The sequence below is a fragment of the Sporosarcina sp. SG10008 genome, assembly GCF_044569405.1.
Classification (GTDB): domain Bacteria; phylum Bacillota; class Bacilli; order Bacillales_A; family Planococcaceae; genus Sporosarcina; species Sporosarcina psychrophila.
In genome coordinates this window covers 4558077-4572998 of sequence record NZ_CP172607.1, presented here as the reverse complement: position 1 = coordinate 4572998, position 14922 = coordinate 4558077, and the positions used below count along the sequence as shown (strand labels likewise).

Annotated in this window: 14 protein-coding genes; 1 reads left to right on the top strand and 13 read right to left on the bottom strand. The window is 42.6% G+C overall.

The window, feature by feature from the left end:
* Positions 1 to 8: 8 nt before the first annotated feature.
* From ACGLYD_RS21605 to ACGLYD_RS21545, 13 genes are all read right to left on the bottom strand, one after another.
* A complete protein-coding gene (locus tag ACGLYD_RS21605; RefSeq protein WP_067205160.1) occupies positions 9 to 647 on the bottom strand; it encodes an ABC transporter permease in 639 nt (212 codons plus the stop codon).
* On the bottom strand, positions 644 to 1612 hold the full coding sequence (locus ACGLYD_RS21600) for an ABC transporter ATP-binding protein (RefSeq protein WP_399630497.1): 969 nt from the start codon (positions 1610 to 1612) through the stop codon (positions 644 to 646). The genes ACGLYD_RS21605 and ACGLYD_RS21600 overlap by 4 nt, the downstream gene beginning before the upstream one ends.
* The gene (locus ACGLYD_RS21595) at positions 1609 to 2151 is read right to left on the bottom strand and encodes an adenylate kinase (RefSeq protein WP_067205156.1); all 543 of its coding nucleotides are present in this window, start codon (positions 2149 to 2151) and stop codon (positions 1609 to 1611) included. Before ACGLYD_RS21595 ends, ACGLYD_RS21600 begins: the two co-directional genes overlap by 4 nt.
* A complete protein-coding gene (locus ACGLYD_RS21590) occupies positions 2151 to 2798 on the bottom strand; it encodes a uracil-DNA glycosylase (protein ID WP_067205154.1) in 648 nt (215 codons plus the stop codon). Before ACGLYD_RS21590 ends, ACGLYD_RS21595 begins: the two co-directional genes overlap by 1 nt.
* A gap of 120 nt (positions 2799 to 2918) precedes the next feature.
* Positions 2919 to 3260: a DUF6054 family protein gene (locus tag ACGLYD_RS21585; RefSeq protein WP_187046531.1), complete on the bottom strand. Its 342-nt coding sequence runs from the start codon at positions 3258 to 3260 to the stop codon at positions 2919 to 2921.
* 108 nt (positions 3261 to 3368) lie between these two features.
* Positions 3369 to 4574, bottom strand: coding sequence for an MFS transporter (locus tag ACGLYD_RS21580; RefSeq protein WP_187046530.1), 1206 nt, complete (start codon positions 4572 to 4574; stop codon positions 3369 to 3371).
* A 90-nt stretch (positions 4575 to 4664) separates the two neighbouring features.
* The gene (gene zupT / locus ACGLYD_RS21575; RefSeq protein WP_067205145.1) at positions 4665 to 5474 is read right to left on the bottom strand and encodes a zinc transporter ZupT; all 810 of its coding nucleotides are present in this window, start codon (positions 5472 to 5474) and stop codon (positions 4665 to 4667) included.
* Positions 5475 to 5576: 102 nt separating this feature from the next.
* The gene (locus ACGLYD_RS21570) at positions 5577 to 7631 is read right to left on the bottom strand and encodes a flagellar assembly protein A (protein WP_399630492.1); all 2055 of its coding nucleotides are present in this window, start codon (positions 7629 to 7631) and stop codon (positions 5577 to 5579) included.
* Positions 7632 to 7852: 221 nt separating this feature from the next.
* On the bottom strand, positions 7853 to 8827 hold the full coding sequence (locus ACGLYD_RS21565) for a siderophore ABC transporter substrate-binding protein (protein WP_338653797.1): 975 nt from the start codon (positions 8825 to 8827) through the stop codon (positions 7853 to 7855).
* 86 nt (positions 8828 to 8913) lie between these two features.
* On the bottom strand, positions 8914 to 9675 hold the full coding sequence (locus ACGLYD_RS21560; RefSeq protein ID WP_067205137.1) for an ABC transporter ATP-binding protein: 762 nt from the start codon (positions 9673 to 9675) through the stop codon (positions 8914 to 8916).
* Entirely contained in the window at positions 9672 to 10622 is a 951-nt protein-coding gene (locus tag ACGLYD_RS21555) for an iron chelate uptake ABC transporter family permease subunit (RefSeq protein ID WP_067205134.1), read from the bottom strand. Before ACGLYD_RS21555 ends, ACGLYD_RS21560 begins: the two co-directional genes overlap by 4 nt.
* Positions 10615 to 11565 carry an ABC transporter permease gene (locus tag ACGLYD_RS21550; protein ID WP_067205131.1) on the bottom strand — a complete coding sequence of 317 codons (951 nt, stop codon included), beginning with the start codon at positions 11563 to 11565 and terminating at the stop codon, positions 10615 to 10617. The genes ACGLYD_RS21555 and ACGLYD_RS21550 overlap by 8 nt, the downstream gene beginning before the upstream one ends.
* A 347-nt stretch (positions 11566 to 11912) precedes the next feature.
* Complete coding sequence (locus ACGLYD_RS21545) at positions 11913 to 12791, bottom strand: DUF6612 family protein (RefSeq protein ID WP_187046527.1); 879 nt, start codon at positions 12789 to 12791, stop codon at positions 11913 to 11915.
* Positions 12792 to 13013: 222 nt separating this feature from the next.
* On the opposite strand from ACGLYD_RS21545, the gene ACGLYD_RS21540 reads away from it, so the two are divergent.
* Positions 13014 to 14732 carry an ABC transporter ATP-binding protein gene (locus ACGLYD_RS21540; protein WP_067205125.1) on the top strand — a complete coding sequence of 573 codons (1719 nt, stop codon included), beginning with the start codon at positions 13014 to 13016 and terminating at the stop codon, positions 14730 to 14732.
* The last annotated feature ends 190 nt before the right edge of the window (positions 14733 to 14922 follow it).

Here is a 14922-nt window from a genome sequence, read left to right as displayed (position 1 = left end):
TCCCCCTATCAATGTTGTACGCCTTTTGGAGTTACCTTCTTCTCTACCCATTTTAGGATGAAGTCAAAAGCGATGGCGAGTAATGCAACTGGCAGCGCTCCTGCAAGAACAAGCGCATTATTATAAGATTGCAAACCCCTATAAATAACATCTCCCAGTCCGCCTGCCCCGACGAATGTTGCAAGCGTGGCAATACCTACCGTCAGCACAGTCGCTGTCCGAATACCAGCCATGATAACAGGCAAGGCAATCGGAAACTCAATTTTCTTCAAGATTTGGTTGGGCGTCATCCCCATCCCTCGTCCCGCTTCGACAATCGCCTCATCGACACCTGTAAGACCCGCATATGTATTGCGCACGATTGGTAACAATGCGTAAATAATAAGTGCAATAAGAGCCGTTTTTGAGCCTATTCCGATTAACGGAACAAGAAAACCGAACAATGCAAGGCTTGGTATCGTCTGTAAAATCGCTGCTACACCAATGATTGGCTCTGCAAAACGACGATGACGGGCAACCAGCATTCCAGTTGGTAGAGCAATGAGTATCCCGATGGCAAGTGCTACGAAAGACAGAAAGATATGTTGGAGAAAAGCTTCTGTAATCATGTCTGAACGACTAGTCACTGTCTCGATAAAGTTCTTCATGATTTCACCCACTTCCCGTTATCCATTGACGCTTGCAAGAGCGAATGATGACCAATATAGCCAATCACAACTCCATCTTCAGCTACGGCAAGACGACTGCTAGGATGGGCATCCAGGACAATAATTGCATCATCGACTGTCAGCATTGAAGTCACTTCTCTTACTTCGCCTGTCCATGTTTCATCATAGAATCTAACGAACTCTTTAATAGGCCTCTGACCGAAATTACGCTGTCTGTCAATTCGTTCCTGTCCAATGAATTCACGAACGAAATCATTTGCCTGATTTTCAATCAATTCATCAGGCGAAGATATCTGCTCAATTTGCCCCTCCCGCATCACGATAATTACATCCGCAATTTCGAGTGCTTCGTCCATATCGTGTGTTACAAATACAATTGTCTTTTTGATTTTCTTCTGTAGCTTCTTCAATTCTTTTTGGAGCTGTTCACGGCTGATAGGATCGAGTGCCGAAAAGGGTTCGTCCATTAAAATAATGTTCGGGTCACTCGCAAGTGCCCGGCTAACGCCGACCCGCTGCTGTTGACCGCCTGATAGCTCAAAAGGGTAACGTTTCTTAAATACAGCCGGATCAAGATCCACCATATCAAGTAATTCATCGACACGAACAGCAGTTTTCTCTTTATCCCACTTGAGTAATTCAGGAACAAGTGCAATATTATCTTCAATCGTCATATGAGGAATGAGACCGATTCGTTGAATAACATAGCCGATTGAACGGCGTAGCTCCACTTCGTCTCGTTCGAAGATTGGCAGCTCATCGATATAGATGGCGCCTTCTGACGGTACTTCCAGCCGATTAATCATCCGCATAAGCGTCGTCTTTCCACAGCCAGAAGGGCCAATAATGGCCGTTAACTTATTTGTCGGGATTGTCACGGACACATTCTTCAACGCTTCCGTTCCATCCGCAAAACGTTTTGTTACATTTTCAAAGCGAATCATAGAACTCCTCCTTTTGTATTTCTTTGCGGTGTAGTCGCTAACCATCTTTCAACTTCAACCGATGTCTTCAGCAGTACGACATCCGCTTGAGTTTTCCGCAAAATGTCTAACACACCCGGTCGAACGTCTTTCGGATAGCGCCAAATCCAGCGGACAAAATTCATATCAATCTTTTCGGGACATCCCTCCGCCATATCTGGACGTGTCTGTCCCCAATAACTCCATACCCTCTTCGTGACCCGTGATAAGCAAAGCCAGTTCGAAAAATCAAGAAAGATGATTAGATCCGCATATTGTGCTCTCATTTCGAGTGTGGAATTGAAATGCCCATCGATGATCCATTCAGGCTGCGCTACCACGTCTTTCAACATCTCACGGAATTCCGGTTTTGGTGTAGGTATCCATCCTTCATTCCAAAACAGTGCATCAAGATGATGCAAAGGCAATCCCCACCTCATAGCGAGCTTGCGTGACAGGGTCGACTTTCCAGCTCCACTGCAACCGATAATCAGTACTTTTTTATGATGAATCGCTTCCACTAATTCATCTCCCCCAATATACGGCCAATCTCCAACCAATCTGCATCTAATGAGGGTCTATGCGACGGCCTGTAAAAGATAGACGCGGGATGAAATGTCGGCACTATCCTGTACAACTTCTGTGTCAAGTTGAAGCTCGTATCATCTAATTCTTTTAAAAATTGAATGGGGCGATCCAACAGCTGCCCGTGAAGCTCCGTCACCTTCGCCTCTTTGCCAAGTAATCGTTGCAATCCGACGTTACCAAGCGTGACAATGAGCTTCGGCTCAATATTTGCTAGTTCATAATCGAGCACTGGCGCATGTGCCAAAATTTCTTTCATGGTTGGTGGCCGATTATATTTCCGTTCTGTCGTGGTTCCGTCACGGTTATTTTTCGTTCCCCATCTATATGGCCTGCTGCGGACTGCACTTGTAATATAAACGTCTTCACGTGTTAAACCGATTGTCTCGAGTGACTTCATCAGTTCCTTCCCAGCACGACCGATAAAAGGAATACCATCAACCAATTCGAATTCACCAGGTGCTTCGCCGATTAGCATCAGCTCCGGTTTTATGGGACCTTCTCCGTAAATAAACCCCTCCACAGGAAAACCTTCTATCCGTTCCCGGCCAAGGTTCGCAATCGATTCAGGTATACGGAACATCTAAGCACCCCTCTCTTGTGTTTTCATTTTAACAAAATAAGCCTTTCCATCAAAAGGAAAGACTCTGGACTATGTCGCTATTGGTTTGTTGCGTTGATTATTTTTGCCTATCTCTTCATTCTAACCCACTATATACGATCCCAATGCAGACTCCACACTGTTTGCAAAATTATTTCCAGCGCCCCAATCAAAGCGCAGGAACATCCCTTCTGAACCGCCGGATGCGACCGCATGGACTTTCGTTTGTCCTTCTAAATTATCGATTGTCACAGTAAGCGACGCGCGGTTGCTGGACCTCATATAATACTTTTCCAACACTAGGACATGGACTTCGTAATCGCCTAGCCGCCTCACATACCGATCGACAAGCGTTCCACTGATACTCCCTCTGACTACAAATTGCTCAATAACATCCATTGCCGCCGCTGGTAAAATAGATACAGTAAGTTCGCGTACTGACATATTCTCATCCCCTTTATCCTTACCTTCTTTTACGGATGAATAGAGGTGGAAGTTTCATTTGATTAATTTTAAAAAAGCCTGCCCTCATCACAAAAGGCAGGCCATCATTCATTCCAATTCAGTCTGTTTCGTTTCTGTTCCTAAAAAGACAACGGCTATCACACCGATAATAATCGCGCCACAGAAGATACCGAATACCAAATCGAATCCGTAACCTGCCGCAAGAAGTGTACCGATGAGTAACGGTCCGAATATACCGCCAATACGGCCAACCGCTGCCGCCATTCCAGATCCTGTTGCCCGGATTGCAGTCGGATATTGTTCTGGCGAATACGCGTACAAAGCTCCCCAAGCACCTAAGTTAAAGAAAGATAACAATGCACCTGAAGTGAGAAGCAATGGAAGTGTTTCTGCGTTACCAAAGAACAATGCACTTGCTGCAGTTCCAAGAAGATACGTGGCAAGAACAAATTTCCGTCCTGCTCTCTCGATTAACCAAGCAGCTGTAAAATAGCCTGGCAATTGAGCAAGCGTCATAATAAGAACGTATTTGAAGCTATGAATCAAATCAAAGCCTTTCATTACCATAACACTTGGTAACCACAGGAACATGCCATAATATGAAAATACTACCGTGAACCAGACGATCCAAAGCATGAGTGTTCGTCGTGCATACTTTTTCGACCACAGTGTTTTAATCTTTTCTACAGCTGACTGTTTCGGTTTGCCATCCAGCTCAAACTTCGGAGAATCCGGTAATCTGCGTCGAAGATAGATGGCGTAAAATGCCGGCAATGCTGTAATAATTAACGCAATTCTCCAGCCATAGTTCGGAATAACAAAGTAGGCGATGATTGCGGCTAGCAACCATCCTGCTGCCCAAAAACTTTCAAGGAGCACGACAACACGCCCCCGTTCATGCGCCTCAACGCTTTCAGATACTAATGTCGATGCGACTGGCAACTCGCCACCAAGTCCTGCTCCGACAAAAAAGCGGAGGATCAGAAAAGCAGTAAGCGTCATCGTCAACGCAGATAATCCACTAGCCACAGAGAACAGGACAAGCGTCATCATAAATACGTTTTTCCTACCGATTTTATCCGCAAGCATTCCAAATCCTAATGCACCAACTGCCATCCCAATCGAGTTGACGCTGCCTATCCAACCCATTTGAGATGGCGTCAACTGCCATTCTACTGCAAGTGCCGCGATAACGAACGACAGAATTCCGACGTCCATTGCATCGAACATCCAGCCCGTTCCCGCAAGCCCTAATAATTTATTTCGGGAAATTTCCTGTTTCTGTTTCTTCATAACGTCTCTACCCCTCGTAGTGTAGTGTGTAACCTGGTGTCTTTACACCTGTCATTATACCTTACACACCGAATCCACACAAAGGTTTTTTTACGCGACAAGCACGAGACTAACAGCCATTACTGCCATTCCAGCCATAAAACCGTAGACCGACAAATGCGCTTCGCCGTATTCCCGAGCAGCAGGCAGTAATTCATCGATTGAAATGAATACCATAATTCCTGCTACAGCAGCAAAGATAACGCCGAACATAATACCGTTCAAATAAGGCATCAAAATAAGATAGGCCACAATCGCACCAACTGGTTCTGCCAATCCAGAAAGAAACGATAACTTAAATGCTTGCTTACGATTACCCGTCGCAAAATAAATAGGTACGGCGACAGCAATCCCTTCTGGAATATTGTGTATCGCAACTGCGATGGCAATAGCAATTCCAAGCGTAGGGTCTTGCAACGCCGAAGTGAATGTTGCAATTCCCTCTGGAAAGTTGTGTATGGCAATAGCGAGGGCTGTAAACATACCCATTTTTTTCAGCTTGGCATATTCGTCATTCGTCGGACCTGCATTCACGTCTTCTACACTCTTTACCTCATGCGGATTCCCAATCGCAGGAATGAGACGATCGATAAGTGCAATCAACAGCATTCCGCCGAAAAAGCCGGCAATTGTCACCCAATAGCCATTGGTTAAGCCCAAATCTAACACAAGTGCATCTTTAGCCTTTACAAATATTTCGACAAGTGATACGTAAATCATAACGCCCGCTGAAAATCCAAGGGCTATCGAGAGGAACTTTGTATTCGTCCTTTTTGTGAAAAATGCAAGTAAGCTACCGATTCCCGTTGCAAGTCCCGCAAAAAGAGTAAGGGCGAATGCAAACAGTACATTTCCATCCATGTATACATCTTCTTTCTATTTCTAGGTTAGAACTATTGTATGCTATGAGTTTCCCTAACTCAACATCTGGCCTGTACTATTTTCATGTTCAACAGGAATTCTTTATTTTATCAATAGCATTCCTTCATCATCCAGACGAGCAAAAACACCCATTTCATTGGCTGTAAATGTATAAGCCCTATTTCCAACATGAATTTCTGTTCCCGCATGCGCATGCCCAATTGTGATATTCCCTTTTTCTCCTGTTCGGACAACTGTCTTAATTAAGTTTACGGACCCTGTATTTTGGAGGGATATTTTATTGGCTGCGATGATTTCCCCGCCTCGGCAAACACCACGCACTTTTATATCGTGACCTGCTGTAACCGAACTATGATAAAGCCCTTTCGAGGTCACCTCAATATTGCCATTACTATATAACACGCTATTAATGGCATAGGGTACTGAAAGGTATAATTTCGGAGCTGCTTTCTCACCATACAATTCCACAAGCGTTTTTACTTCCCCGATTAAAAGTTCGAAACCACCCATGTCTTTCAATTGCTTATTTTCAGAAGTTATAAATACCTCATATAATTTGGCTGCCATTTCACTCCATTCTACCGGCAACTGGAGAGAATGATTTTTAACTTTTTGGAGGAAGTGCCTATTCAAATCTTGGAATGCCGTATATTTCTTTTCGAGCAAGAGCCTAATAAGATGGTTCAACTCAGCTGAACTGAGGCTATCGTCCGTCTCTCCCCGTATCAGGAGTATCTGTTGGATTGCAGCTTGAATTAGTTCCAGATACCCCTTAATTTCACTAAGTTGAGTTGTTAGTTCTCCTATTATAAACTCATGTTGCCCGACGCTAATTGTGGAGGAAAAAATATTCCCTTTTACGACAGCCGATTTCATGGCATGAATCGTCGCTTTCGTCACAGACCCCCCTATGTTAACTGTTCCTGTCGCCCCCACGAACATTGAAGGTTGTATATTCCCTTGTATACTTACGTTCCCCTCAAAGCGAATATTTCCGCTCGCCATATCGACTTCCCCTTGGTGATGAAATTCATGATTGACATCAATTTTCACAAGCTTATTTCTCCATTCCACGGATGGTTTCCCTGAAATCGCTGCAACAATATCATTGTCCACCTGCGTTACATTCACACCAAGACGCAGGACAATGTCATTCGCCTTTTTCACAGGGATCGCTTTCCCAAGAAGGCTATTGCCTGGTGTTCCCTGAACCGGTGGTATATAGGTTGCAATGACTTGTCCAGCTTCTACCGACACAATCAGGTTCATCTCATGAAAATCCACCTTTTCCAATTCCCCCGGTGTTTTTTCCTGATAGTCGATATGCATTTCTAAATCGCCATCCAGTCCTTCAATTGGAGGTACCCCTTTTGCCACAATCGTTTCAAACGGTTTGATCGCGTCCGTCACTTTCTTGATAGCCGGGAAGAGCAACCCTTTTTGTATGCCTAATGATTTCAGGTGCTCAACAATTACTTGAGGGTCTAAATCATTGTAGTACTCAATTTCCTCATCTGCTTCAATATGAAGAACTTGTTCGAACTCCGTATCGCGTAAAGTGTGCTTCACCTTTTTCCCAGGTGTGAAAATAAGCATGGCAAGCATGTCATGCTCAATCAATTGAATTTCAAAATGTGGTGGTATAAGCCCATCACTTACTGTCACTTCTACTTTATCTCCAGGTGAAATAATTGTTTGCCGCTTTATTTGTTTTCCATTGATTGAGAAATTAACATTTGAACCAGGAACGACTATGGGGTATTTTTTACCTAAAAACTGTATATCAATCTTTTCATTGCTAATACGTGCCCCAGCTACTTTACTAATTGCTGATGACAGGCCACCCAGAGGCTGGGCATCGTTCCATTCCCGATTCGTCCCTTCTGTTGGTACTAATCTATCGAGATATTGTTCGATTGCCAGATTCCGATCTTGCGTCTTTTTCGTAGCGGATGGTGATTCGATGATTTGTGTAACATTTACTTCAGCCAGCGTTTTTCGTAAGCCAAAAAGATTCTTTCGCGGATTCGACAACACTTCAATATGGACTTCTTCCAATTTCAATTCTGTAATCGATAAGGCTAGCCGGACAGCTTCCTCAATCGTTTCTGCTTTTACCGTAATAGATTTCCCCATATCTTCCCCCCCATTTCAAATCTAATTTCCGTTTTAGGCTAGTACATTAATCTTATCATATTTTTCTGTATTTTCTATCATTATACCCAGTGTTTAGATAGTAAATGTGTAAATGCGACCTAATTCGCTAAGTGTTGTCCACAGGCCGATAGTTTTATATTTTTCTATACAACAAAAAAAGAGCCGGTTCACTTTTCAGTGGATCGGCTCTCTTGCTATTTTTACAATACCGCTTCGACTTCTTTAATCATTTCTTTCACAGATTGAAGTCCGCCACCAGACAGGTACCAATAGTCAGGATCTAAGTAAATGATTTTACCGTCTTTATAAGCGTTTGTTTTCTTCACAAGGTCGTTTTCAATTGAATCTTTTGCACTTGCATCGCCGCCAATCGCAGCGTCACGGTCTATAACAAAGAGAATGTCTGGGTTTGTTTCAAGGATATATTCGAATGTGATGCTTTGACCATGAGTCGATACTTCAAGTTTTTCATCAGCTGCTTTAAAGCCAAATACATCATGAATAATACCAAAACGTGAACTCAGTCCATAAGCACTTACTTTTCCTTCATTTCCAAGAATGATCAATGATTTCGCATCGCTCTTGCTTGATTTTTCATTAATCGCTGCAATTCTTTCGTCAATGTCTGCAAGTTCTGCTTTCATTTCATCTTCCTTACCAAAGAGTTCAGCAACCATTTCCATGTTTTCTTTGAATGACTCCATGTAGTTTGTTGTATCCACTCCTACAAAGATTGTTGGAGCAATTTCACTTAGTTCATCGTACATAGCAGATTGACGTCCTGAGATGAGGATAACATCTGGTTTCATTGCATGGATTGCTTCAAAATCAGGTTCTTTAAGACCGCCAACGTTTACATACTTTGAATCTTCATATTTTGACAAGTATGAAGGAATGTTCTTTTGTGGAACACCTGCTACTTCAACGCCAAGCTCATCTAGCGTGTCAAGCATACCAAAATCGAATACGACAACTTTTTCAGGATTTTTTTCGACTGTAGTTTCGCCAAGGTCGTGCGTAATTACCATTGGTTCTGCTGTTTCAGTTTCTTCAACTTTTGGCTCTGTTTTGTCACCAGTTGTTTTATCGTCTGTTGCATCTTCGTCTTTCGATCCACAAGCTACAAGTACAGCCATTAATGCGAACAACATCATTGTCATTAGTATTTTCTTCATCATTACCATCCTTTTAGTTGTATTGTAAGTTTAAATCTCTTTACTTGAATCGATTTATAAACTCCGGGTAACTACACTTTTCTTGATTAAGAATCGAAGTACACACATATACGACAATTAGCCATTTGTTTAATTGGAATATCCATATCGTAGATATCCTTTAATGCATCAGAAGTGATGATTTCATCTGTCGGACCGTCTTTGACGACACGTCCCTCTTTAAGCGCAACAATCCGATCCGAATAAACGGATGCGAAGTTAATGTCATGTAAGACGATGACAACTGTTTTCCCTAAATCATCTACAAGTCTTCTCAATATTTTCATGATCTGGACGGAGTGCTTCATATCCAAGTTATTCAGCGGTTCATCAAGCAATATATAATCCGTATCCTGCGCGATAACCATTGCGATGAATGCCCGCTGGCGCTGTCCACCTGACAGTTCGTCGAGGTAATCGTCCTGCATATCCATTAGATCCATATAATCCATCGCTTGATTGACGAAACGAAGATCTTCGGCCGTCAGCCTCCCCCTTGAATGTGGGAAACGACCAAACGACACTAGTTCACGAATTGTTAAACGGACGTTCATGAAGTTCGACTGTTTCAAAATCGAAACTCGTTTTGAAAAATCGTTCGATTTCATCTGTTTTACATTGTCTTTATCAACCAGCACTTCCCCCGTATCTGCATCTAGCAGACGGCTTACCATTGATAGAAGTGTCGATTTACCAGCACCATTCGGTCCGATAAAAGACGTGATTTTTCCGCGGTGGATATTCACGCTTACTTTTTCAACGACCGCTTTTTTACCATAAAACTTCGATAGCTCACGGACTTGGATCATGTAGATCGACTCTCCTTTAATAGTAAGTAGATGAAGTAAATGCCGCCGATGAAGTTAATAATGACACTGAGAGTCGTCGAGAACGTGAATATTCGTTCAACAACCCATTGTCCCCCGACAAGCGCGATAATACTCATAATAGACGCACCCGCAATAAGGATGCTATGCCTATACGTTTTGAAAAACTGATAGGACAAATTCGCAACGATCAAACCAAAAAATGTGATTGGACCTACTAGTGCAGTTGAGACCGCTATTAAAACAGAAGATAGGATTAGCATGGTCTTGACGACTTTGTCGTAAGAGACACCTAAGTTAAGTGCGGTGTCCCTTCCAAGTGACAGAACATCAAGTTGGTTGAAGTATCTCCATCCAATGACGAGACTGATGATAACGATGGCAAATGCCCACCAAACAAGTTCACCGCTGACGTTGTTGAAACTGGCAAACATCCTATCCTGTACAAGCATGAATTCGTTCGGATCAATTAACACTTGCAAAAATGTCGATATGCTTCCGAAAAATGTCCCGACGATAATTCCTACAAGAAGCAGGAAATAAATTGGGCGTTTGCCCCCCTTGAATAAAAATCGATAGAGGATAAGCGCGAATACAACCATTGCAGAAACAGATATTATAAAATTCACCTGTTTATTGACGATTATCACATGACCCGAACCAAGGAAGAAAATGATTGCGGTCTGCAACAATAAGTACAGTGAGTCAAGACCCATAATACTCGGTGTCAAAATACGGTTATGTGTAATTGTTTGGAAAATGACCGTTGAGTACGCGATTGCAACACCCGTGATGGCCATTGCCATCACTTTGATACCGCGGCGCGGTAACGCATAGTCAAAGCTTCCGTTTAACCCTTGGAAAAGATACAGAATACAGAATATAGCTGCGATTACAGAGAGAATGATGAGTTTCGTTGAGTTACGCATAGGCCTTCCTCCTAAACAATAAATAGAGGAATATTCCACTGCCAATAACGCCTACCATCAAACTAATTGAAATCTCATACGGATAGATAAGCACTCTACCTAAAATGTCACAGACAAGCAGGAATATCGCGCCTAGCAGTGCTGTATGAGGCAATGTCTTCTGTAAATGATCTCCTTTAAAAATAGAAACGATATTCGGAATGATCAATCCAAGGAAGGGAATCATTCCGACCGTCAAGACGACGGTAGTGGTAATAAGCGCAACAAGGATTAGTCCGATATTGACGATCCGCCTATAAGCAAGCCCGAGGTTTTTCGAGAAATCTTCACCCATTCCCGCAACAGTAAACCGGTTTGCGTACAAATATGTGATGATTAGCACGGGAATGCTTATGTATAGAAGTTCATAACGTCCTTTCATAATCATCGAAAAATCACCTTGTAACCATGCCGACATATTTTGAATGACGTTCGCTTTGTAAGCGAAAAACGTCGCAATAGATGACAAAATATTACCGAACATAAGCCCAACTAACGGAATGAAAATCGCATCCTTGAATTTGATACGGTCAAGGATTTGCATAAACAGTAGCGTGCCGGCAAGCGCGAATACAAATGCGACAATCATCTTTTCAATTGTGGATGCGTTTGTGAATAACAGCATCGAAACAAGAATCCCGAGCCGTGTCGCATCCAAAGTTCCTGCTGTTGTCGGTGAAACGAATTTATTTCGGCTCAGCTGTTGCATAATGAGACCTGCTATACTCATCCCTGCTCCTGCAAGAAGAATAGCGACAAGTCGCGGCACGCGGCTGATTAGAAAAATTTCGGTTGCTTCCGATTTAAAATCAAGCAGACCCATTGGCGTAATATGGCTCACTCCAACAAATAGCGATAGGAATGAAAGACTGATAAGTGCGATGACTAAGTAACGTATCTTCATGGGTATCCCCGATATCGATTATTTACTACCAATTGAGAATCCGTTAATGAAAACAGTTATCAATTAGCGCAAATTCAATTATAGCATGCTAGAAACAACTGTCAATGAATAACTGAAAATCATTATCAGTGAGAATACAAGAACAAGTAGGCTACCCTTGGCTACCACTTTTCATATAGTCAGTCATGCGAGTTTATGGACGGTTTGGGATTTGTTGTTATTAATCTTCCGGGTTTTATGATTGGTCTGAGTTTTTTACTGGTCTGGCAGTGTTTCTGATAGATTCCCTTGTTTTTACTTATTGCAATAAAAAAAAACACCGGAGTGGATAACCGGTGCCCATTGTTTCACTGCCCCATCGATTCATTGATATCGACAGCGTTATCTAGTATTTCTTGTGGAATTTTAATTGTGTCGATTTCGTTAATTTTACTGATGTCGGCTTTTACTTTCTGGTCAATATGCATTTCTTCGCCTTCGACTTCCATCGTCATATCCATATTCATATTGAACGCATTTGTGTAGAATGTCTTTTTGTCGATGAAGATTTCATACTCGAGTGATTTCACTTCCATATTTTCCATCACTTCCGCCTGTTCTTCATTCATTTCCATACCAGCAGGCATGTTTTCAGTAGCAACTTTTTTGAATAGCTTGCTGAATTTATCGCCTGCTGCGGATAATGTAAGGATGTAAGCATCATCCGTTTGCTCAAACTTGAAGTCATCTGTAAATTCTTTGAACATGTTCATGTCAAGTGTCGGATCCGCTCCTCCGGACAGTTGGCCACTCATTTCCTCATACATTTCATTTGGTAGCTTAATCCAATCACCCGACTCCGGATCTTTCATGAAGAAGCCTGCATCTGTCATATAGATTTCCATGTCCATCTTCCCTTGCTCACCCATGTCCATATTCATCTTCTGATACATCGAGAGTGGTTCCATAACCATATCCATGTCCATATTTATCTTACTGTTCATTTCAAACTCTTGGCTTGGTACTTTAATCAGCTGATCGATATCCATTTTGGCGTGCATACTCTTTTGCTCTTCCGAAACTGCCATCACCTTCTCATAAACTTCCTGCGCTGTCATGTCGCTCTTATTCTGGACTTCTACCTTCTTGCCCGTATCAGGATCTGTTTTCGGCTCCGCTGTCTTACCGCATGCACCAAGTCCAAGTACAAGAATTCCTGCTGCAATACCCTTCATCAAATTGTTCATATTATCCGCTTCCTTCCAATTGCTAATTTTATCTACATATACTCATACGGCTCAAAACACAAAGAGTTCCACATTTCAAAGTAATTGAATATTATTACTCAATTACTTATTCACATCTATTGAACTACATGAGTATTATTTCGGTTTCAGAAATTAATTATCGTCTTCTGTCGCTTTTTCCGCTATACTAGCAATTATCAGACTAAAGGGGATTAAAACGATATGCTCAAAAAGTTCTTTTCATATTACAAACCACATAGGCGACTTTTCATCATCGACTTTTCAAGTGCTATTTTCGTAGCATTGCTCGACCTTGCGTTCCCAGTCGCGGTCCAGTGGTTCATTGATGATTTGCTGCCTAAAGGCAATTGGGGACAAATCACGACGATAAGTATTCTATTATTGGTCGTTTATTTACTGAGTACATTCCTTCAATATATCGTCAGCTATCTTGGTCACAAACTCGGCATCAATATCGAAACCGATATGCGCCAGCAGCTATTCAACCATGTACAGCGGCAATCCTTCCGATTTTTCGACAACACGAAGACCGGACATATTATGAGCCGGATCACCAATGATCTGTTCGACATCGGGGAACTCGCCCACCATGGTCCAGAGGACGTCTTCATCGCGATCATGACGCTTATTGGGGCATTTGCCATCATGTACAGCATCAACCCTGAACTTGCACTGATCGCAATTATTATGGTTCCATTTCTCATTATCCTCGTCACATTCTGCAACATCAAAATGAATGCGGCATGGCAAAACATGTACGGTAAAATTGCTGACGTCAATGCACGCGTAGAAGATTCCGTGTCAGGTTCACGCGTTGTCAAATCATTCACGAACGAAGACTTCGAAATTGCGCGCTTCCGCATAGACAACGGGAATTTCAGAATAGCCAAGCTTGTCGCCTATAAAGTGATGGCCTGGACCCATTCGAGTATGTTCATGATGACCCGACTTGTCACACTTATCGTACTTGTTGTTGGAGCGTGGTTCACACTCAACGACAAATTGTCGAGTGGCGAACTCGTAGCATTTGTACTGTTCGTCAATGTGCTCATTAAGCCTGTCGATAAAATCAGCGCGCTATTGGAACTGTATCCAAAGGGTATGGCAGGATTCCGCAGGTTCCGTGAATTAATTGAACAAGAGCCTGAAATTAAAGATCGTCCAGACGCAGTGGCTGTTGCCCATTTGAACGGAGATATTATCTTCGATGATGTAGATTTCCACTATGACGATAACAAAGCCGTACTAGAAGGTATTAATTTAAACATACGCGCGGGTCAAACGGTTGCATTTGTTGGGCCATCTGGAGCCGGAAAAACAACGATTTGCTCGCTTATTCCGCGTTTTTACGATGTCACTGAAGGTGCGATTTCTATTGACGGGATCGATATCCGCGATATGACGCAGCACTCCTTGCGTTCACAAATCGGTATCGTTCAGCAGGACGTCTTCTTATTCACCGGGACCATTAAAGAAAATATTGGCTACGGAAAATTGGATGCGATGGATGATGAAATTATTTCAGCAGCGAAAAAAGCGCATCTAGAAGACTTCATCGCTTCACTTCCTTATGGCTATGAAACTCAGATTGGAGAACGCGGCTTGAAATTATCCGGCGGCCAGAAACAACGTCTTGCCATTGCCCGCATGTTCTTGAAAAACCCGCCAATTCTTATTTTAGATGAAGCGACATCCGCTCTCGATACAGAAACGGAACGCATTATTCAGCAGTCACTCGCTGAACTTGCTGAAAACCGGACAACCCTTGTTATCGCACACCGATTGGCGACAATCCGTGATGCTGATCGCGTTGTCGTTGTCACAGAAAACGGGATTGCGGAAGATGGCAAGTACGATGAGCTTGTGAAGAAAGGCGGGATTTTTGCCCGACTGCATAACAATCAATTCCAAGAGGTTTAACTTTCATATAAGCGGGCATACTAGAACTATTCCACCCCCTTTCTCTTAGATAGAAAAAACAGCACTACATGACCTCCCTAGTCATGTGGTGCTGTTTTTTGTTTTTTAAAAGATAAGAAAGTATGAGTTTTTTGGACTTAGAATAGTGTCTAGCTCCAGCGCCTAACCCCTCGAATCGCTTCAGTCCTGA

What these genes read in the sequence shown, in the direction of transcription:
- ACGLYD_RS21605 (WP_067205160.1), bottom strand. Translation starts at nt 647, where the DNA reads ATGAAGAACTTTATCGAGACAGTGACTAGTCGTTCAGACATGATTACA.
- ACGLYD_RS21600 (WP_399630497.1), bottom strand. Translation starts at nt 1,612, where the DNA reads ATGATTCGCTTTGAAAATGTAACAAAACGTTTTGCGGATGGAACGGAA.
- ACGLYD_RS21590 (WP_067205154.1), bottom strand. Translation starts at nt 2,798, where the DNA reads ATGTTCCGTATACCTGAATCGATTGCGAACCTTGGCCGGGAACGGATA.
- ACGLYD_RS21585 (WP_187046531.1), bottom strand. Translation starts at nt 3,260, where the DNA reads ATGTCAGTACGCGAACTTACTGTATCTATTTTACCAGCGGCGGCAATG.
- ACGLYD_RS21580 (WP_187046530.1), bottom strand. Translation starts at nt 4,574, where the DNA reads ATGAAGAAACAGAAACAGGAAATTTCCCGAAATAAATTATTAGGGCTT.
- zupT (WP_067205145.1), bottom strand. Translation starts at nt 5,474, where the DNA reads ATGGATGGAAATGTACTGTTTGCATTCGCCCTTACTCTTTTTGCGGGA.
- ACGLYD_RS21570 (WP_399630492.1), bottom strand. Translation starts at nt 7,631, where the DNA reads ATGGGGAAATCTATTACGGTAAAAGCAGAAACGATTGAGGAAGCTGTC.
- ACGLYD_RS21565 (WP_338653797.1), bottom strand. Translation starts at nt 8,827, where the DNA reads ATGAAGAAAATACTAATGACAATGATGTTGTTCGCATTAATGGCTGTA.
- ACGLYD_RS21560 (WP_067205137.1), bottom strand. Translation starts at nt 9,675, where the DNA reads ATGATCCAAGTCCGTGAGCTATCGAAGTTTTATGGTAAAAAAGCGGTC.
- ACGLYD_RS21555 (WP_067205134.1), bottom strand. Translation starts at nt 10,622, where the DNA reads ATGCGTAACTCAACGAAACTCATCATTCTCTCTGTAATCGCAGCTATA.
- ACGLYD_RS21550 (WP_067205131.1), bottom strand. Translation starts at nt 11,565, where the DNA reads ATGAAGATACGTTACTTAGTCATCGCACTTATCAGTCTTTCATTCCTA.
- ACGLYD_RS21545 (WP_187046527.1), bottom strand. Translation starts at nt 12,791, where the DNA reads ATGAACAATTTGATGAAGGGTATTGCAGCAGGAATTCTTGTACTTGGA.
- ACGLYD_RS21540 (WP_067205125.1), top strand. Translation starts at nt 13,014, where the DNA reads ATGCTCAAAAAGTTCTTTTCATATTACAAACCACATAGGCGACTTTTC.